General features: G+C 73.3%; 18 protein-coding genes. 9 read left to right on the forward strand and 9 right to left on the reverse strand.

What is annotated here, in order from left to right:
* Window positions 1-20 precede the first annotated feature (20 nt).
* Window positions 21-920, forward strand: coding sequence for a hypothetical protein (locus ACZ4EF_RS20370; protein ID WP_391049625.1), 900 nt, complete (start codon window positions 21-23; stop codon window positions 918-920).
* 108 nt (window positions 921-1,028) lie between these two features.
* On the opposite strand, the gene disA is transcribed toward ACZ4EF_RS20370, so the two are convergent.
* Together disA and radA are read right to left on the reverse strand one after the other, a co-directional pair.
* Window positions 1,029-2,189 carry a DNA integrity scanning diadenylate cyclase DisA gene (gene disA, locus ACZ4EF_RS20375; RefSeq protein WP_391049623.1) on the reverse strand — a complete coding sequence of 387 codons (1,161 nt, stop codon included), beginning with the start codon at window positions 2,187-2,189 and terminating at the stop codon, window positions 1,029-1,031.
* Between the two features lie 415 nt (window positions 2,190-2,604).
* Complete coding sequence (radA, locus tag ACZ4EF_RS20380; protein WP_355342306.1) at window positions 2,605-3,990, reverse strand: DNA repair protein RadA; 1,386 nt, start codon at window positions 3,988-3,990, stop codon at window positions 2,605-2,607.
* 225 nt (window positions 3,991-4,215) lie between these two features.
* Between radA and ACZ4EF_RS20385 the strand changes: the two genes are divergently transcribed.
* Together ACZ4EF_RS20385 and ACZ4EF_RS20390 are read left to right on the forward strand one after the other, a co-directional pair.
* Complete coding sequence (locus tag ACZ4EF_RS20385; protein ID WP_467505786.1) at window positions 4,216-6,114, forward strand: BACON domain-containing protein; 1,899 nt, start codon at window positions 4,216-4,218, stop codon at window positions 6,112-6,114.
* 76 nt (window positions 6,115-6,190) lie between these two features.
* Window positions 6,191-6,943 carry a hypothetical protein gene (locus ACZ4EF_RS20390; RefSeq protein ID WP_355342312.1) on the forward strand — a complete coding sequence of 251 codons (753 nt, stop codon included), beginning with the start codon at window positions 6,191-6,193 and terminating at the stop codon, window positions 6,941-6,943.
* A gap of 45 nt (window positions 6,944-6,988) precedes the next feature.
* Here ACZ4EF_RS20390 and ACZ4EF_RS20395 read toward each other — a convergent pair whose 3' ends face one another.
* From ACZ4EF_RS20395 to ACZ4EF_RS20405, 3 genes are all read right to left on the reverse strand, one after another.
* A complete protein-coding gene (locus ACZ4EF_RS20395) occupies window positions 6,989-7,660 on the reverse strand; it encodes a methylated-DNA--[protein]-cysteine S-methyltransferase (protein ID WP_467505788.1) in 672 nt (223 codons plus the stop codon).
* A complete protein-coding gene (locus tag ACZ4EF_RS20400) occupies window positions 7,657-8,154 on the reverse strand; it encodes an RNA polymerase sigma factor (protein WP_355342318.1) in 498 nt (165 codons plus the stop codon). Before ACZ4EF_RS20400 ends, ACZ4EF_RS20395 begins: the two co-directional genes overlap by 4 nt.
* A gap of 144 nt (window positions 8,155-8,298) precedes the next feature.
* The gene (locus tag ACZ4EF_RS20405) at window positions 8,299-8,796 is read right to left on the reverse strand and encodes a methylated-DNA--[protein]-cysteine S-methyltransferase (protein WP_401313842.1); all 498 of its coding nucleotides are present in this window, start codon (window positions 8,794-8,796) and stop codon (window positions 8,299-8,301) included.
* Window positions 8,797-9,376: 580 nt separating this feature from the next.
* Here ACZ4EF_RS20405 and ACZ4EF_RS20410 point away from each other — a divergent pair.
* Window positions 9,377-10,021, forward strand: coding sequence for a hypothetical protein (locus ACZ4EF_RS20410; RefSeq protein WP_467505790.1), 645 nt, complete (start codon window positions 9,377-9,379; stop codon window positions 10,019-10,021).
* A 377-nt stretch (window positions 10,022-10,398) separates the two neighbouring features.
* Here the strand turns inward: ACZ4EF_RS20410 and ACZ4EF_RS20415 are convergent, their stop codons facing one another.
* The gene (locus ACZ4EF_RS20415) at window positions 10,399-11,211 is read right to left on the reverse strand and encodes a DUF3109 family protein (protein ID WP_391164077.1); all 813 of its coding nucleotides are present in this window, start codon (window positions 11,209-11,211) and stop codon (window positions 10,399-10,401) included.
* A 130-nt stretch (window positions 11,212-11,341) separates the two neighbouring features.
* Here ACZ4EF_RS20415 and ACZ4EF_RS20420 point away from each other — a divergent pair, with 130 nt between their 5' ends.
* From ACZ4EF_RS20420 to ilvD, 4 genes are all read left to right on the forward strand, one after another.
* Window positions 11,342-12,310, forward strand: coding sequence for a Ppx/GppA family phosphatase (locus ACZ4EF_RS20420; RefSeq protein WP_391049613.1), 969 nt, complete (start codon window positions 11,342-11,344; stop codon window positions 12,308-12,310).
* A gap of 260 nt (window positions 12,311-12,570) precedes the next feature.
* Window positions 12,571-13,365 (forward strand): sugar phosphate isomerase/epimerase family protein, encoded by a 795-nt coding sequence (locus tag ACZ4EF_RS20425; RefSeq protein ID WP_355350235.1) that lies wholly within the window; start codon window positions 12,571-12,573, stop codon window positions 13,363-13,365.
* On the forward strand, window positions 13,362-14,057 hold the full coding sequence (locus tag ACZ4EF_RS20430) for a TetR/AcrR family transcriptional regulator (RefSeq protein WP_391049611.1): 696 nt from the start codon (window positions 13,362-13,364) through the stop codon (window positions 14,055-14,057). Before ACZ4EF_RS20425 ends, ACZ4EF_RS20430 begins: the two co-directional genes overlap by 4 nt.
* A gap of 138 nt (window positions 14,058-14,195) precedes the next feature.
* The gene (gene ilvD / locus ACZ4EF_RS20435) at window positions 14,196-16,049 is read left to right on the forward strand and encodes a dihydroxy-acid dehydratase (RefSeq protein WP_355350202.1); all 1,854 of its coding nucleotides are present in this window, start codon (window positions 14,196-14,198) and stop codon (window positions 16,047-16,049) included.
* A 148-nt stretch (window positions 16,050-16,197) separates the two neighbouring features.
* Here ilvD and ACZ4EF_RS20440 read toward each other — a convergent pair whose 3' ends face one another.
* Both ACZ4EF_RS20440 and ACZ4EF_RS20445 read right to left on the reverse strand, forming a co-directional pair.
* Window positions 16,198-16,653, reverse strand: coding sequence for a Uma2 family endonuclease (locus ACZ4EF_RS20440; RefSeq protein ID WP_355350205.1), 456 nt, complete (start codon window positions 16,651-16,653; stop codon window positions 16,198-16,200).
* 50 nt (window positions 16,654-16,703) lie between these two features.
* Window positions 16,704-17,915, reverse strand: coding sequence for an LPXTG cell wall anchor domain-containing protein (locus tag ACZ4EF_RS20445; RefSeq protein ID WP_467505794.1), 1,212 nt, complete (start codon window positions 17,913-17,915; stop codon window positions 16,704-16,706).
* A gap of 94 nt (window positions 17,916-18,009) precedes the next feature.
* On the opposite strand from ACZ4EF_RS20445, the gene ACZ4EF_RS20450 reads away from it, so the two are divergent.
* Entirely contained in the window at window positions 18,010-18,483 is a 474-nt protein-coding gene (locus tag ACZ4EF_RS20450; RefSeq protein ID WP_401724319.1) for an EamA/RhaT family transporter, read from the forward strand.
* On the opposite strand, the gene ACZ4EF_RS20455 is transcribed toward ACZ4EF_RS20450, so the two are convergent.
* On the reverse strand, window positions 18,480-18,689 hold a 210-nt coding region (locus ACZ4EF_RS20455; RefSeq protein ID WP_467505797.1), incomplete at its 5' end, for an integrase core domain-containing protein. The genes ACZ4EF_RS20450 and ACZ4EF_RS20455 overlap by 4 nt on opposite strands.

The following is an 18,689-nucleotide window of genomic DNA, read 5'->3' on the forward strand; positions in this document are numbered from 1 at the left end:
AGAGTTCGGGTGTGGGCTCAATGCGCAATCCCGTCGGACCTCTGCCGTCGACCATCTACTGGCGGCGGCGGGCCGTTGCGCTGTGTGTGCTCGCGCTCGTCGCCCTGCTGATCTTCTGGCTGGTCAACTCGACCGGCGGGGGCGGCGGTAGCGGCAACAACGGCTCCTCGGGCACCCACACGCCGGTCGGCACGATCACGCCGGGCCCCGAGCCGACCGGTACGCACATCACCGGGCGCCCCGGTGGCCGCGACACCTCGGGCGGCGACAGCGGCGGCTCCTCCGGTTCCTCCGCGGGCTCCTCCGGCTCCGACGGCGGCTCGAATGGCGGCTCCAACGGAGGTGCCACGGACGGAAGTTCGGCCGGTGCCGGTTCCTCGGGCGGCAACGACGGCGGTACGTCGGGTACGGCGGGCACCTCGTCGTCCGGCGGCGCGGCCTCCGGCGGTGTCGCCACCAGCGGCGGCTCGGGCAACGGCGGCTCGGGCGGTCAACTGCCCGCCGGCTCCACGCTCCCCGACTGCTCGCCCGGCAGCGTCCAGCTCTCGCTGCGCAGCGTCCAGAACTCCTACTCGCCGGACGAGACCCCCGTCTTCGAGCTGCGCGCCGCGAATTCCGGATCCGTCTCCTGCAAGGTCGACTTCGGCCCCGCCAAGGCCGTCTTCACGATCACCTCGACCGCGGGCAACGCCCACACCTGGGCCTCCGACGACTGCCCCACCGCGGGCAGCGGCTCCTATCTCCTCCAGGTGCCCGCCCACGGCTCCACGACGTACACGCTCCGGTGGAACGCCAAGACCAGCTCCCCGAAGTGCGCGACCCCCAAGGGGAGCGCTGCCGCGCCCGGCACCTACCTGATCCAGGCCCGGCTCTCCGGCTACGGCGCCAAGCAGGTCTCCTTCGTCCTCTCCCAGGACTAATCCCGGGGGGCCCGGCCCCCCGGCCGTCCCCGGTCCGCCGCTTCGTGTGGGCGGCGGACGAGGTCGGGGCGCTTCCGGTCCCCGAGGCAGCTGCCTCCAGCGGTACGTCTAGACGTACCGCTCCAGGATGGACGACTCGGCGAGGCGGGAGAGGCCCTCGCGGACGGAGCGGGCGCGGGCCTCGCCGACGCCGTCGACCGTCTGGAGGTCGTCGACGCTCGCGGCGAGCAGCTTCTGGAGGCCGCCGAAGTGCTCGACCAGGCGCTCGATGACGGTGTTGGGCAGCCGGGGCACCTTGGCGAGGAGCCGGTAACCGCGCGGCGAGACGGCGGAGTCGAGGGATTCGGGGGAGCCGGTGTAACCCAGGGCCCGTGCCACGGTGGTGAGTTCGATGAGTTCGCTCTGCGGCAGCGAGTCGAGTTCGGCCATCGCCTCGTTGACCGTACGGCTGCGCTTGGCGGTCGGCTCCGGCACGTAGTCGCGGGCGACCAGTTCGCGCTCGGGCTCGACGCCCGCGATCAACTCGTCCAGTTGCAGGGCGAGAAGCCGTCCGTCGGTGCCCAACTCGATGACGTACTCGGCGATTTCGGTGGCGATCCGGCGGACCATCTCCAGGCGCTGGGCGACGGCGGTGACATCGCGCACCGTCACCAGGTCCTCGATCTCCAGCGCGGACAGCGTGCCCGCGACCTCGTCGAGGCGCAGCTTGTACCGCTCGAGGGTGGCCAGTGCCTGGTTGGCGCGGGAGAGGATCGCGGCGGAGTCCTCCAGGACGCGGCGCTGCCCGTCCACGTAGAGCGCGATCAGCCGCATCGACTGGCTGACCGAGACGACCGGGAAGCCGACCTGCTTGCTGACCCGGTCGGCGGTGCGGTGCCGGGTGCCGGTCTCCTCGGTGGGGATGGTCGGATCGGGGACGAGCTGCACGCCCGCGCGCAGGATCTTCGTCATGTCCTTGTCGAGGACCAGCGCGCCGTCCAGCTTGCACAGCTCGCGCAGCCGGGTCGCGGTGAACTCCACGTCCATCACGAAGCCGCCGGAGCACAGTGACTCCACGGTCTTGTCCATGCCCAGCACGATGAGGCCGCCGGTGTTGCCGCGCAGGATGCGCTCCAGGCCGTCACGGAGCGAGGTGCCGGGTGCGACGGCGCTCAAAGAGGCGCGCATCAGCCCGGCGTCGGCGCCGAAAACCCCGCCGGACCTGCCGGGGGAGTCGCCCGATGCCCTTCGGGCCGGGGGAGGGCCCCCTGCCCGGTCATTGGCTGCCACTCTGCAATCCTCCGGTCGCTACGGATGCCCAATGGGCGAGACCAGGGCAAAGTTTACGGCTTCCGGGGGGCGCGGCGCGGGCCGGACGGCTCCTACCAGGGTCCCGCGACGGTCCTACGGGGGTCCCGCGACGGCGCGCGGGCTCTCCCGGGAGCGCGCGCGAGGCCCCGCACGACCGTGTGCCGGGCCTTCCGTGACTGTACGCCGCGCGCAACCCGAACGGGTGCCGGGTGTTCCCCGGAACCGCGAGCCGGGCGTTCTCCGGGAAGGGGTGCGGGGCGTTCCCCCGTGCCCGCGAGCCGGGCGCCCGCGGCCGTACAGCCGTACCCCTCGGCCGTACGGCCGTACGAACGCGGACGTCTGCACGGCCGTACGGGCACCGGCGTCCGCGGCCGTACCGGCGTACGCCGTGGCGCTACGACCGTGCGGTCCGCTTCGGCAGGGCCCGCAGCGCGTCCCCTATGTCCGCGACCTCCACCACCTTCATGCCCGCCGGGATCTTGCCGGGGTCCGGCGGTACGAGGGCGTGGGTGAAGCCGAGCCGGGCCGCCTCCGACAGGCGGCGCTGCACGCCGGTGACGCGCCTGACCTCACCGGCCAGGCCCACCTCGCCGATCGCCACCAGGTTCTTCGGCAGCGGGGTGTCGATGGCGGCGCTGGCCAGCGCGAGCGCCACCGCGAGGTCGGCGGCGGGCTCGGTGAGCTTCACACCGCCCACGGTCGCGGTGTAGATGTCCTGCTTGCCGATGGCCTTGATCCGGCCGCGCTGTTCGAGCACCGCGAGCATCATCGACACGCGCGAGTTCTCCAGACCCGAGGTGGTGCGGCGCGGCGAGGGGATCTGGGTGTCGACGGTCAGCGCCTGCACCTCGGCGACCAGCGGGCGGCGGCCCTCCAGGGTCACGGTCAGGCAGGTGCCGGGCACCGGCTCGTCGCGCCGGGTGAGGAAGAGGCCGGACGGATCGGCCAGGCCGGTGATGCCCTCGTCGTGCAGTTCGAAGCAGCCGACCTCGTCCGTGGCGCCGTAACGGTTCTTGATGCCGCGGATCAGCCGCAGCCGCGCGTGCCGGTCGCCCTCGAAGCTGAGCACCACGTCGACCAGGTGCTCCAGCAGCCGCGGGCCCGCGATCGAGCCGTCCTTGGTGACGTGTCCGACCAGGATGGTCGACATCCCGCGGTCCTTCGACGCCCGGATCAGCGCGCCCGCGACCTCGCGGATCTGCGCGGTGCCGCCGGGCGCGCCGTCCAGTTCGGCCGACGCGACGGTCTGCACGGAGTCCAGCACCAGCAGCGCCGGCTTCACGTCGTCCAGGTGACCGAGAACGGCCGAAAGATCCGTCTCCGCGGCCAGATACAGATGGTCGGCGAGCGCGCCGATCCGGTCCGCGCGCAGCCGTACCTGCGAGGCGGACTCCTCACCGGTCACGTACAGCGTCGCGCCCTGCGCGCTGGACGCCTTCGCCGCCACGTCGAGCAGCAGCGTGGACTTGCCGACGCCGGGCTCGCCCGCGAGCAGGACGACGGCGCCGGGCACCAGGCCGCCGCCGAGCACGCGGTCCAGCTCCGGCACGCCCGTGGAGCGCGCGGTCGCCTGCCGCCCGTCGACCTGGCCGATCGGCCGCGCCGCCGTCGTCACCCGGCCGGGCGCGGTGGTCCGTACGGCGGGCGCGGCGCCGAACTCCTCCACCGTCCCCCACGCCTGGCACTCGCCGCAGCGGCCCAGCCACTTCAGCGCCGTCCACCCGCACTCGGTGCAGCGGTAGGAGGGACGGTCCTTCGAGACGGTCTTACGGGCAGCCATGTCGCCCACCGTAGCGGGAGGGTCCGACAAGGCGGCCGGACCGGCTCCTGCGGCTGCCGGGGGCGCTCAAGGGGGCGTGCGGCGCGGACATCGAGCGCGCGCACGTGCGTTCACTCGTAAGAATGACGGAGCTGTCCCCTTTTGGGCAGCATCACTACCCATAAGGATTAATGCACGCCAGGAGAGCTGAACCGGGGGCCGTACCGGGCCTACCGTCGCCCGGTGATGAGCAGGCAGGAGACCCCCACCCAGAACCAGACGACCGGCGCACACCGCAAGCACCGCGCGCCGGCCGGCCGGGCCGCCCGCAAGGACACGCCGGGCGGCGAGGCGCCGCGCACCGAGGCGCCGCGCACCGAGGCGCCGCGTCCGGAGGGACCGCGCGTGGAGGGAGCGCGCGTGTCCCGCAAGGAGGCCCGCGGCGACGCGCGCAAGGCCGCCCGCAAGGAGCCGTCGCGCAAGGAGCCGTCGCGCAAGGACGCCCGTAAAGACGCCCGCAAGGACGTCCGCCGGGAAGCGACGCACAAGGCGCACGACCGTCAACGCCCGCACGGCACGCTCCCCATGCAGCCGCCCGCGCACTACGAACCGTATCTGGACGGCCTGTTCACGTACTGCCTGTCGATCCTGTGCGAGCACGACGCGGCGGCCGGGGCGCTCGGCGAGGTGCTGGCGCTCGCCGAACGGCAGCGCGGCCACCTGCGCGACCCGAAGCTGCTCCGCCCCTGGCTGTACGCGCTCGCCCGCTGGACCTGCCTGCGCCGGCTCGCCGCCGGGCCGCCGGAGCCGCCGAGCACGTCGGTCGCCGTCGCCGAGCAGCGGCACGCCCAACTCGCCGCGCTCGCCTGGCCCGAGGCCGCCGGCACCACGCCCGAGCAGCGCGAGGCCCTGGAGTTGGCGGTCCGCCACCAACTCCCGCCGCACGAAGTCGCCGCCGTCCTCGGCATCGACGCCGACACCGCGCGCGGCCTGCTCGCCCGCGCCGCCTGCGAGGTGGAGCGGACCCGCACCGCGCTGTCCGTCGTGGACACCGGCAACTGCGCCGCCCTCGCCCAGATCGCGGGCGAGACCAAGGTGTTGCTCGGTACGGCGCTGCGCACGGAACTCGTCAGGCACGTCGACGACTGCCCGGTGTGCAGGCGTACGGCGGAACGCGTCGTCGCCGCGGGGCCCTGGCCGGGGGCCTCGGGCGTACCGGGCGCTCCGGGGGCCGGGTCCACCGCCGTCCTCGCCCTCATCGAGGCGCCGCGCTCGGCCGCGTACGCCGCCCTGCTGCACGCCATGGACGCCGGGGCCGGGCGCTCCCGCGACGCCACCCCGCGCTTCGACCGGCGCGGCTTCCCCATGGACCTCAAGGACCGCGCCGCCCGCCGCGCGCAGCTCAGGCACCGGGCCGTCACCAGTACGGTCGTCGCGGCCGTCGTCGCCGCGCCCGTACTCGCCCTGTGGGCCGCCTACCACGCGGCGCCGCTCGGCGCCGACGCGCCCGGCACGGACCGCGCCGCCAGCGAGCCCGACGGTCTCAACGGCGACCCGTACCAGGAGGCGGGCAGCTCCCGGCAGGCTCCCGACCCCCAGCACTCCGGCGGTACGGACACCCCGGCGCCGGTCCTCACCACGACCGTCTCGACCGACCCCACGGCCGCCGGCTCGGCGTCCCCCGGCGGCAGTACGCTCACCGTCACCGCCAGCGGCACCACCGTCACCCTGACCGCGCGCGGCGCGGCCCCCGTGCACTGGACGGCCGACACCGCCGCGTTCTGGATCCGGCTCTCCGCGACCTCGGGCGACCTGCGGCCCGGAGAATCGGTCACTCTCACCCTGAGCGTCGACCACGCCCTGGAGCCCTCCGGCTCCTGGACCGCCCGCATCGCCTTCTCCCCGGCGCACGCGACCGTGATCCTGCGCGGCTCCTCCACCCGCAATGTGCCGCCGCCCGCCTCCGACTCCCCGACCACCCCGCCGCCGCCCTCGTCCTCCCCGACGACGCCCCCGCCGACCACGCCTCCGCCGACGACCCCGCCGCCCACCACCCCGCCCCCGACGACACCTCCGCCGACGACCGCGCCGCCCACGACCGACGCCCCCAGCACCGCGCCGGAGTCGCCGAGCCCGGCCGGATAGCCGTACGGCGAAAGGGTGTTACTCCTGAGTAGCCGTACTCATGCCGGGCCGCCCGCGCGGCGGGACGATGAGCGGCATGGGGAAATTCACCGGCACGGTCGTGGTCACCCTCGTCACCGTCGGAACACTCGCCGTCGTCCACGCCGTCGGCGCACCGCTGTCCACCGTCCTCGGCACCGCCGCGGGCCTGCTCGGCCTGCTCTGGCTGCTCCTTCTGCTGACCGTGCCGTGGAACCTCTACTTCCGCGCCCACGCCGTCCTCGCCGAGATCCGGACCAGCCGCGAAAAGGGCCTGACCGTCTCCCCGGAACGCGACACCGAGGCCGGGCGGATCGCCCGCCTGATGCTGCGCGTGGCCCTCGCGGGACACCTCGTCACGGCCGCCCTCGCGGTCGCCGTCGCCGCGGCGACCGGCCGCGCCGCCGGCTACTGGCTCGCCGGATTCTTCCTGCTGAGCACCGTCTTCCGGCCCGCCGGCGCCTGGTTCGCGGCGCTGCGGCGCCGCCTCGGCACCCTCCTGAAGGACGTCACCTACCCGCGCGACGACGTCCTCGCCCTGCGCGCCACCGTCACCCGCGTCGAGAGCGGCGCCAAGGTCCTGGAGGGCAAGGCCGAGGAGCAGTACCACGCGCTCGGCGAACTCCGGTCCGCGGTCGACGCGTTGGGCCTGTCCGTCTACGCGCGGGCCGACGGGACCGACCGCCGGATCGCCGCGCTGGCGCGGGAGTTCGAGGCGACGGTGAACCGGCTGACCGACAACACCGAGATCATCGCCGGTCTGAAGGCGTTTCTGCGGCTGCTGCGGACGGAGGACGGGGTGCTGCCGTAACGGCCGTGGTCCGTACGGCCGTTGAGGCGGGATGTCACGCCCGTCTCAGGCGGCCGTCTCCAGCTCCAGCAGCAGGTGCTTGGCGTCGGCGCCGCCCGCGTACTGCCCGGCCGAACCGTCCGAGCGCACCACCCGGTGGCACGGCACCACCAGCGGCAGCGGGTTGAGCGCGCACGCCGTGCCCACCGCGCGGACCGCCCGCGGACTGCCCGCCGCCGCCGCCACCTGCGCGTAACTCGCCGTCCTGCCGTACGCGATGTCCGGCAGGTGCGTCAGCACCTCGCGCCTGAAGCCCTTCGACAGCCGCCAGTCCAGGGGGACTTCGAAGCCGCGGCGCTGCCCGGTGAAGTACTCGTCGAGCTGGCGGCTCACCGCCTCCAGCCGCCGCGGGGCGCGCAGCACCCGCGGGCTGATGGTGTCCGCGAGCTGCTGGAGCACCGCCGCGTGGTCCTGCACGGCGAATGCCACGCGCACCAGGCCCTTCTCGGTCGCCGCCAGCAGCAGCGGGCCCACCGGGCTGTCCAGCGTCCGGTACGCGACGTCCAGCAGCCCGGCTTGCCCGGCTTCCGCCGCCAGGCGCTCGTGGAGCCGGTCCATCGTCGCGTCGTCCTGCGCGGTGAGGGCTTCCAGGAGATGGGCGGCCGAGTCGTTCGTGTCCCGCACGTCCTGCACGTCCTGCACGTCCTGCGTGTCGTTCGTGTCGTTCGTGTCGTTCATGAGGGGTCTCCTCCTCCCGCGGTGTCCCGCGGATAGCTGCGGCGCAGGGCCTTCACCCCGTCGGCGGCGGCCCTGCGCGCCGCGTCCGGGCTGCCGCCCGTCACGGCGGCGATGTCCTTGTACGGCAGGCCCGCCAGGTAGTGGTACGCGACCGTCTGCCGCTGCCGCTCCGGCAGGGCCTTCAGCGCCGTCCACAGATCCGGGTCCCAGTCCTCGGGCCGCCCGGTGCGGCTCGCCCGCTCGGGCAGCTCCGCCAGCGGTGTCGCGCGGCGCGCGTTGCCCCGCGTGATGTCGACGGCCTTGCGGTGCGCGATGGTCACCAGCCACGCCTCGACGTTCGCGTCCGCGGGCAGCTCCGGGTACGCCCGCAGCGCGGCCAGGAAGGTCTCCGACCACGCGTCCTGCGCGTCGTGCGGGCCCACGACGGCCCGGACCACCCGGAGCACCATCGGCCCGTGGTCGGTCACGATCTGTTCGAACAGTGGCTTGCTCACATGGGGTAAACGCGTGGGGGCGCCGAAACGTGAGGTGGCTTTCGCGGGGGGCTTTTGGACCTGCGGTCCGCTTCGGAGGTGCGGTTCGCTTCGGAAGTGCGGTCCGCTTCGGAGGTGCGGTTCGCCGCGGAACTGCGGTCCGCTTCAGAAGAGGCGGTCCGCCGAGGCGGCGTCGGGCTCCTCCAGTTCCAGCAGGTACCGCTTGCGGGCAAGGCCGCCCGCGTAGCCGCGCAGGTTTCCGTCGGCCGCCACCACGCGGTGGCACGGGACGATCACCGACAACGGGTTCAGGCCGTTCGCGGCGCCGACGGCCTGGGAGAGGGAGATGTCGCCGAGCTGGCGGGCGAGGTCGCCGTAGGAGCGGGTTTCTCCGTACGGGATGCGGGTCAGCAGGGTCCAGACGCGGCGCTGGAACTCGTTGCCCTCCGGGGTCAGTTCGAGGTCGAAGGTGTGCCGGGTTCCGGCGAAGTATTCCTTGAGCTGGTGGCGTACGTCGTCGAAGGATTCGTCGGCGCGTTCGCCGAAGGTGGTTTCGTTGGGCCTTCGTTTGTGGCCCTCGAAGTAGAGCCCTACGAGGGCGGGGCCCTCGCGGACCACTGTCAGGTCGCCTACGGGCGAGGCGATCACCGCGTGTGTCCTCATCTTGCTTATTTTTCCCGCCCGCCCACCCGTGCGGGTGCTTTCTTCGTCTGCGGGTGCCGCTTGTGCCTGGGTCGGTGCCGGTCCGGGGCACCTCCTCGGGCGACGAACGTGCACCCACTTCGAAAACGTCCAGCCCCTTTCCGTTCGTCCCCCTGCGGGGGCACCCCGGCCCGTCCCCTCCCGGTACGTCGGCGTCCGCCTGTCCGGTGGGGGTGGGGGGGAGGGGGTGGGTGGGCTTGGGTACGTCGGTGTCCGCCTGTCCGCTGTGGCTGAGGGGGAGGGGGTGGGTGGGCTTGGGTGCGTCGGTGTCCGCCTGTCCGGTGGCAGTCGGCGGAAGGGGGGTGGGTGGGCTCGGGTGGGGCGGGGGCTAGCATCCGGGGGCATGGGGACGCGGGGGTGGCGGCTTGGGGCCGTGGTGGGGGTGGCGGTGCTGGCGGGGGTGGGTGCCTCGGGGCCGGAGCGGGCGGAGGCGGTTCGTGCGACGGTGGGGCTTGGGCCGCTTCCGGCGGATCGTTATAACTACACGCCCGAGGACTATCAACGGGAGAAGCGGGCAACGGCGTTGCTGGTCCGGCAGTGCATGGCGAAACGCGGGCACGCGGACTTTCCGCTCGATCCGCGCTACCCCGTCGACCCCACCGTGCTCACCGCGGTCAGCACTGGCTACGGCGCACTCGACATGGCCAACGCGAGCCGCTGGGGCTACGGATGGGACCCGGCGAAGTCCACTCCCACGCTGCCGCAGGGCCGTCGGATGACCCAGGCCGAGTACGCGGACTTTCCGGCCTGCAACGTGGAGGCGAACCGGCGGCTGATGCGCGGGATCGACGTCAAGCGGGACTGGCTCTACGCGAGCAGGCGCTCGGTCGAGATCGACAAGGCCGTCAAACGCGATCCCCGCTTGCTCGCGGCCTGGGACGCGTGGTCCCGCTGCGTGGCCGGCCAGGGGTTCGCCCGCTACTCCGACCCGCTCGCGGCCTTCGGGGACAAGGCGTGGCATCGCGGCAGCGACGGCAACACCACGCGCACCCCGACCGAGCGGCGCACCGCCGTCGCCGACGTCACCTGCCAGCGCCGCCACCACACCGCCCAACTCCTGCACGCCGTACGCGCCCAGCAGCAGACCGCCGACATCGCCGCCCACCAGGACCGCTACACCGCCGGCCTGCACGCCCTCCAGACCTTCCGGTCCACCATCTCCGACACCCTCCGCCACCTCGGCTGACGACACCCCGCAAAGCGCCTCCCCCCCCCGAACATCGAACACGCCCCCTTTGGCCACCGTGTGGGGCGTCACCCCCCCCCGCAGCCCCCGTGCCCGGCCCCATCCACCCCCAGGGACCGTCGGGCGCCGACGTAACCGGAGGGGCCCCATCCACCCCCTCCTCCACCACCCCCACGAACCGTCGGGCGCCGACGCACCGGAGGGGACGGTGCGGGGTGCCCCCGCAGATTTGCGTGCCGACAGGGCGTTGACGGATGCGCGGGAGCAGGCAGCACGCGGCTCGAGGAGGTACCCCGTACCGGGACCGACCCCACGCACAAGAGGGCGCCCGGACGGTGCCGGGACCGAACCCCCAGCCGCCCCCACGCACAAGGGCCCTAGGAAGCGGGGGCAGCGGGGTCGGCGGGGTGGGGGGCCAGCAGAGGAAGGTGGGGGGTGGACAGGCGGGACTCGCACAGCGCAGCGAGCACGGCGTAGGCGTCGGGACCCATGAGTTCCGTCAGCTCCGGGCGGTACGACACGTAGACCGGGTCACCGGCACCGTGCGCGGACGTCGCCGACGTGCACCACCAGTGCAGGTCGTGGCCCCCCGGCCCCCACCCCCGCCGGTCGTACTCCCCGATCGACACGACCAGCACCCGCGAATCGTCCGGCCGGTCCACCCAGTCGAAAGTCCGCCGGATCGGCAACTGCCAGCACACGTCCGGCTTCGTCTCCAGCGGCTCGCGCCCCTCCCGCAGGGCCAGCGCGTGCAGCGCGCACCCCTGGCCGCCCGCGAACCCGGCCCGGTTGGAGAAGACACACGCCCCGTCCACGACACGCGTCTGCCGCTCGCCCTCCTCGTTCTCCATCGCCCACGCGCCGTCGGCGCCCTCGGCGTGGAACTGCCACGTCTCCGGCGTGAGCCTGGCCACATGCCCGGCCACCCGCTTCTCGTCGTCGTCGTCCGAGAAGTGCGCGCCCAGCGAACAGCACCCGTCGTCCGCGCGCCCCGCCACGATCCCTTGGCAGCCGCTGCCGAAGACGCACGTCCAGCGCGAGGTGAGCCACGTGAGGTCGCAGCGGAAGACCTGCTCCTCGTCGGCCGGATCGGCGAATTCGACCCAGGCGCGGGCGAAGTCCAGCCCCACCTCGTCGCGGACCGTGCCTGCACTCTTCTTCTTGGCCTTGAGGGCCTTCACCTTCGCCACGCGCCCAAGAGTAAGACCGGAATGCGCCGAATGGTCGCCAACGGGTCGCGGATCGCCCGCGCGCCACCGCCCGGTGGCCCCGCGCGGCCCGCGGAACGGACACCCACGTCGGCGCGCTAGCGTCTTGCCCATGCGACTCGGAGTGCTCGACGTGGGTTCCAACACCGTCCACCTGTTGGTGGTGGACGCGCACCCGGGCGCGCGTCCGCTCCCCGCGTACTCGCACAAGGCGGAGCTGCGCCTGGCCGAACTCCTCGACGAGCACGGCGCGATCAGCGCCGCCGGCGTCGACCGCCTGGTCGCCACGATCGCGGACGCGCTGCGCGTGGCGGAGGACAAGGGCGCCGAGGACGTGCTGTCCTTCGCGACCTCCGCGGTGCGGGAGGCGGCGAACGGCGAGGCCGTCCTGGCCCGGGTGGACGCGGAGACGGGCGTACGCCTCACCGTCCTGTCCGGCGAGGACGAGTCGCGGCTGACGTTCCTCGCCGTACGCCGCTGGTTCGGCTGGTCGGCCGGGCGGCTGCTGGTGCTGGACATCGGCGGCGGGTCGCTGGAGGTCGGCTACGGCATGGACGAGTACCCGGACGCGGCCGTGTCCCTGCCGCTCGGCGCGGGACGCCTGACCGGTGCGTGGCTGCCGGGCGACCCGCCGACCGCCCACGACGTACGGTCGCTGCGCAGGCACGTACGCGCCGAGATCGCCCGTACGGTCCCGGACTTCGCCCGCTTCGGCCGGCCCGACCACGCGGTGGGCACGTCCAAGACGTTCAAGCAGCTCGCCAGGCTCGCGGGCGCGGCCCGCTCCGCCGACGGCCTGTACGCCCAGCGCCGGCTGCGGCGCGGCGCGCTGGAGGAGTGGGTGCCGCGGCTCGCGGAGATGACGGCGGCCCAGCGCAGCACCCTGCCGGGCGTCTCGGTCGGCCGGGCCGGGCAGCTCCTGGCGGGCGCCCTGGTCGCGGACGCCGCGATGGACCTCTTCGGCGTCGAGGAGCTGGAGATCTGCCCCTGGGCCCTGCGCGAGGGCGTCATCCTGCGCAAGCTCGACCTGATGGTGAACGACGCCGGACCGGGGGCGGCCCTGGCCCGCTGGGGCGACTGAGCCGGTCCGCCGCGCCCGCCGCGCCCCGCCGTGAGATCGGCGACAGTCCCTCCGCACCCCCCGGCACCTGCCCCTTCCGCCCCGGCCGCCGCCGTACGCTGTTTCCCGTGGCTGAACCAGCGGGCCGGAAGACGGACGGCCGGACGACGGACGCCGCCCTGAGACGCGATTGGCGTACGGGGCAGCGCGCGCAGCACGCGCGGGAACGTCTCGCCCCGACCGCGGGGTCCGCCGCGGGGCCCTGCGGCGGCACGTCGAAGATCGTCCTGTCCACCGCCTCCGTCTACCCGGCCTCCACCGCCACCGCCTTCGAGATCGCCGCCCGCCTCGGCTACGACGGCGTCGAGGTGATGGTGTGGACCGACCCGATCAGCCAGGACGTGGACGCGCTGCGCCGCCTGTCGGACTTCCACCGGATGCCGATCCTGGCCGTCCACGCGCCGTGCCTGCTGATCGCGCAGCGCGTCTGGTCCGCCGACCCGTGGGTCAAGCTCCAGCGGGCCCGCGCGGCGGCCGAGACGCTGGGCGCCTCGACCGTCGTGGTGCACCCGCCGTTCCGCTGGCAGCGCGGCTACGCCAGGGACTTCGTCGCCGGGATCTGGCGGATGGCGGACGAGACGGACGTACGGTTCGCGGTCGAGAACATGTACCCGTGGCGCTACCGGGACCGCGAGATGCAGGCGTACGCGCCCGACTGGGACGTCACCAACGACGACTACCGCCACCTGACCGTGGACTTCTCGCACGCGGCGACCTCCCGTACCGAGCCGTTCGCGCTGATGGCGAGGATGGCCGAGCGGATGGTGCACGTCCACCTCGGCGACAGCACGGGCTCCGCCAAGGACGAGCACCTGGTGCCGGGGCGCGGGAATCTGCCGTGCGCGGAGCTGCTGGCGGCGCTGGCGGCGAGCGACTACGACGGCCATGTGGTGGTCGAGGTGACCACCCGGCGGGCGATGTCGAGGGCCGAGCGCGAGGCGGACCTGGCGGAGGCGCTGGCCTTCACCCGGCTGCACTACGCGACACCGGCGCCGGTCGGCGGTGGTCCGGCGTGAGTACGGCGAAGGCGTCCCCCGGCTTCCCGGAACCCGACGAGCCCCAGGAATCCGAGGGCCCCCAGGAGTCCGGCAAGCCGGCCGGCCGCCGCCGCGGCCGTCCCGCGGGCACCAAGGCCGGGACCGCCGAGACCCGTGACCGTATCCTCGCCGCCGCCCGCGAGGAGTTCTCCGCCCGCGGCTACGACAAGACCTCCGTCCGCTCGATCGGCAAGGCGGCGGGCGTCGACTCCGCCCTCGTCCACCACTACTTCGGCACGAAGGAACAGATCTTCGGCGCCGCCATCGAGCTGTCCTTCGCGCCCGCCATGAACATCCCCGACCTCGTCGTGGCGGGCGGCGTCGACGGCATGGGCGAGCGGGTGGCCCGGCTGATGCTGCGGATCTGGGAGAACCCGGTCTCGCGCGAGCCGCTGCTGGCCATCGTCCGGTCCGCGGTCACCAACGAGACGGCCGCCGCGGTCTTCCGCGGCCTGGTCAGCCGCCGCGTCCTGGCCCGCCTCGCGGGCGGCCTCGACGTGCCCGACGCCGAGTTCCGCGTGCAGCTCGCCGCCGCCCAGCTCGTCGGGATCATCATGCTGCGGTACATCGTGCGGGTGGAGCCGATGGCCTCCGCCGACCCCGAGGACATCGTCGCCATGGTCGGCCCGGTCCTCCAGCGCTACCTCACCGCCGCCGACGTCCACCCGTAGGACCCCGCCCCCGTACAGCCCCATGGGACCGCACGTCCCGCATACCGGACCGAACGTCCGGATCCTGGGCGACGGGCGTACCCTCGATGCTCTAGTACGGAGCAGTACGAGCCAAGTGAACCCAAGGGAGTGGACACCGTGCCCGAGCTGAGGTCACGTACGGTCACCCACGGCCGCAACATGGCGGGCGCCCGCGCGCTGATGCGCGCCTCCGGCGTCGCCAGCAGCGACATCGGGAAGCCGATCATCGCGGTCGCCAACAGTTTCACCGAGTTCGTACCGGGTCACACGCACCTTCAGCCCGTCGGCCGGATCGTCTCCGAGGCGATCCTCGCGGCGGGCGCGGTGCCGCGCGAGTTCAACACGATCGCCGTGGACGACGGCATCGCGATGGGCCACGGCGGCATGCTCTACAGCCTGCCGTCCCGCGACCTGATCGCCGACTCCGTCGAGTACATGGTCGAGGCGCACTGCGCGGACGCGCTGATCTGCATCTCCAACTGCGACAAGATCACCCCGGGCATGCTGATGGCCGCGCTGCGCCTCAACATCCCGACCGTCTTCGTCTCCGGCGGCCCCATGGAGGCCGGCAAGGCGACGCTGGTCGACGGCACCGTCCGCAAGCTGGACCTGATCAACGCCATCGCGGACGCCGTCAACGAGAACATCTCGGACGAGGACATCCTCCGTATCGAGGAGAATGCCTGCCCGACCTGCGGCTCCTGTTCCGGCATGTTCACCGCCAACTCGATGAACTGCCTCACCGAGGCCATGGGCCTGGCCCTGCCCGGCAACGGCTCGGTCCTGGCCACGCACACCGCCCGCAAGGCGCTGTACGAGAACGCCGGCCGCACCGTCGTGGAGCTGACCAAGCGGCACTACGAGCAGGACGACGCGTCCGTGCTGCCGCGCGCCATCGCCACCCGCGCCGCCTTCGACAACGCCATGGCGCTCGACATCGCCATGGGCGGCTCCACCAACACGATCCTGCACCTGCTGGCCGCCGCCCAGGAAGCCGAGCTCGACTACGGCCTGGACGACATCAACGCCGTCTCGCGCCGCGTCCCCTGCCTGGCCAAGGTCGCGCCGAACGTGGCGCCCGGCGGCACGTACTACATGGAGGACATCCACCGGGCCGGCGGCATCCCTGCCATCCTCGGCGAGCTGTACCGCGGCGGGCTGCTCAACGAGGACGTGCACACCGTCCACTCGCCCTCCATCAAGGAGTGGCTCGACGCCTGGGACGTGCGCGGCGGCTCCGCCTCCGACGAGGCCGTCGAGCTGTGGCACGCGGCGCCCGGCTGCAAGCGCTCCGCCGAGGCGTTCTCGCAGTCCGAGCGGTGGGACACCCTGGACACCGACGCCGCGGGCGGCTGCATCCGCGACGTCGCGCACGCCTACTCCGCCGACGGCGGCCTGGCCGTGCTGCGCGGCAACCTCGCCCTGGACGGCGCGGTCGTGAAGACCGCGGGCGTGGACGAGTCGATCTGGACCTTCGAGGGGCCGGCCGTCGTCTGCGAGTCGCAGGAAGAGGCCGTCGACAAGATCCTCGCCAAGCAGGTCAACCCCGGCGATGTCGTCGTGATCCGCTACGAGGGCCCGCGCGGCGGCCCCGGCATGCAGGAAATGCTCTACCCCACGTCCTTCCTCAAGGGCCGCGGCCTCGGCAAGGTCTGCGCCCTGGTCACCGACGGCCGCTTCTCCGGCGGCACGTCGGGCCTGTCCATCGGCCACGCCTCACCCGAGGCGGCCTCGGGCGGCACCATCGCCCTGGTCGAGGACGGCGACCGCATCCGGATCGACATCCCCAACCGCTCCATGGAACTCCTGGTGTCCGAGGAGGAGCTGGCCGCCCGCCGCGAAGCCCTCGGCGGCGTCTACGCCCCGCGCGACCGCACCCGCAAGGTCTCCACGGCCCTGCGCGCCTACGCGGCCATGGCCACCAGCGCCGACCGCGGCGCCGTCCGCGACATCACCAAGCTGGAGCGCTGACACCGGCAGCGCACGCACGACGCCCCCGCACCGTGACCCGGTGCGGGGGCGTCGTGCGTACGGCCGCGCTGTGCCTGGACGTACGCGTATCCGTGCGGGGACGGGCACATGTTCGTGCACGTTTACGCGCACGCGTACGGGTCGACGGTCAGAGGTGGTCGATGCCCGTGAGGTCGACGTTGATGCGGTACGGGACCTGGACGGTCAGCTCCTCGCGGTGCACGCCGGTGAGGGCGTACGAGTGCGAGGCCGGATCCCACTCGTGCACGTAGACCATCGGGCGCTCGGTCTCGGTGTCCTCCTCCACGCGCCACAGGTGCGTGACCCCCGCTTCCTCGTACGGGTGAGGCTCGCTCTCGTCGGCGTCGGCGGGCAGGACTTCCACGGCGAGGACGACAACGTTCTCCGCCTCCGCGCCGACCACGACGATGTCCGGTTCGGCCACCGTGCGCTCGTCCACGACCACCGCCACGTCCCTGCGCACCCGCAGGTGCGCGGGGAGTGTGCGGCGGAGGCTGTGCGTCATCAGATACCGCGCCAGCGTGCGGAATCGCTCCTGCCGCGCGGGGTTCTCAGCGGCGTGCGCCGTTAATTTTCCTTCCATGGACAGTAAGTATGACCCCTGGGCAGAGAATGACGCTGGCATATGCCAAATCAGAGGTGCCGGCCGCGCCTCGCCCGGGCGGTCCTGAACACGAGGAAGCCGCCGAGGAGCAGCGATCCGCCGGCGAGTCCCGCCGCCCATCCGACCTCGGCGCCGGTGTGCGGGAGGGTGTCGCCGTCGGGGGTGGTCCAGGTTCCGGTGGGCGTCGGCGGGGGAGTGGTGCCGGCCGTCCCCGACGGGTCCGGGGAGGTGGTGGGCGGGGTGGTCGGTGATGTCGTGGGCGGGGTGGTCGGTGACGTCGTGGGCGGGGTGGTCGGCGAGGTGGTGGGCGGTGGGGTCGTGCCGCCGGTTTCCGGGCCGGTCGGGGTGGGCGTCGTCGGCGTCGTCGTCGCGGTGGTCGGCGGTGTCGTCGTCGGTGGCACCGGCGTCGTCGAGTCGACCGAGTTCGTCGGGGTCGGGGTGGTGGTCTCGCAGGTGACGGCGACGTGGCCGAGGCGGAGGTCGACCAGCGGTCCCGCGTACGCCGGGGCGCCGCTCGTGTCGGTGAACGTGCCGCTGACGGTGATGTCGACGCCCGCGTCCGCGCTGGTGGCGGCGGTCGGGGCGCCGCCGGGCGGGTGCTGGTACGGCTCGTACGTCACGGTGAGCGTGCCGCCGCCGATGCCGGAGGCGCCGATCTCCGCGCCGGTCACGTCGAAGGTGGTCGTCCCGACCGGGACGGTGTGGCCGAGTACGTCGATCACCCCGCCGTCCGTCCGCGCGTACGCGAGCGCGTACGGGCCCACCGGCGGCGGCACGCACTCCGCGTACGCGTCCAGCGACCCGACGCTGACGAAGTCCTTGGAGTTCAGGCCGAGCGTGAAGCCGCCCGCCTGGGCCTGCGCGGAGGTCTTGCCGGGACCCGCGTCCGTACGGGCCGTGACCGCGCCGATCACCGTCAGGTGCGACAGCACGCCGGACGGGTCGGAGAAGTCACCGCCGTCCGGGCCGCCGTCCGGGGGGGAGGAGGCGTGGCCGTACCGGCCGTGGAAGGCGCTCAGGCCGAGCGGCGGGGCGGGTGCGAGGGTGAGGTCGACCAGGGAGCTGGTCGCCGCCTCGGCCGCGCGGGGGCCCGCGGCTGTCGCCGCGCCGGACCCGGCGGCCAGGGTGCAGGCGGCGGCGGTGAGGGCGGCGGCGCCCAGGCCGAGGAGGAGGTGGGGGGCGGGGGGACGGCGTCGGAGCCCGGGCGAGGCCGGGGGGACGTCTGACCGGATGTCTGACATATCGTCAGGAAAACGCATCGCGTCGTGCGAATCGTCGACCGTCGGCCGAACGGGTGTGTCAGGGAACGTCCCGTTCTGGGTCATAATCGATGGCGTGGACGAGGTGAGCGAAGTGAAGCGGCGGGTTGGCGGGGGCGGTGGCGGAAGCGGCGGGGCGGTTGAGGGGGTGCCGCGGCCGGAGCCGATCCGTTTCTTCGGGACGACGTGGGTCGCGCACGACGGCGGATACGCCTGGCGGCGGGCCGGGCTCGCGGTCGGGTCCCTCGTCGCCATCGCGGTGGGGGCGGCGGTGCTGCGGTTCGGCTTTCAGGGGCTGGCCGACGCCGACGTCGGGCCCTTTGTGACGTTTCTGGCGGTGGCCGGGTTCGCCGTGTGCAGCGCTCTCGCTTTCCAGCGGACGTGGCGGGGGTTTTCGCGGCGGCGGGAGGCGGGGGCCGAGCAGGGGCTTCTGGCGATCGGCTTTCTCGGCGTGCTCCTCGCCTATTTCCTTCGGGCCTTCACCGAAGCGCCGGGGGAGGCGCTGCACCGCGCCGAGCACGCGACCGCCTCGGCACGCCGCCGGTCCTAGGTGTATTGACCTGGAGGGTTGTTGACGCGGGTGATGGGTGGCTGGCCGCCGAGTGCGGTGTGGGTGCGGTGGTGGTTGTAGGTGTGGAGGAAGTCTGCCAGGGCTGCGGTCCGCTGGTCGTTGGTGGTGTAGGGCTGTTGGTAGGCCCATTCGTCGAGCAGGGTGCGGTTGAAGCGTTCGACCTTGCCGTTGGTCTGTGGGCGGTA

This window comes from Streptomyces sp. NPDC025721 (genome assembly GCF_055558595.1).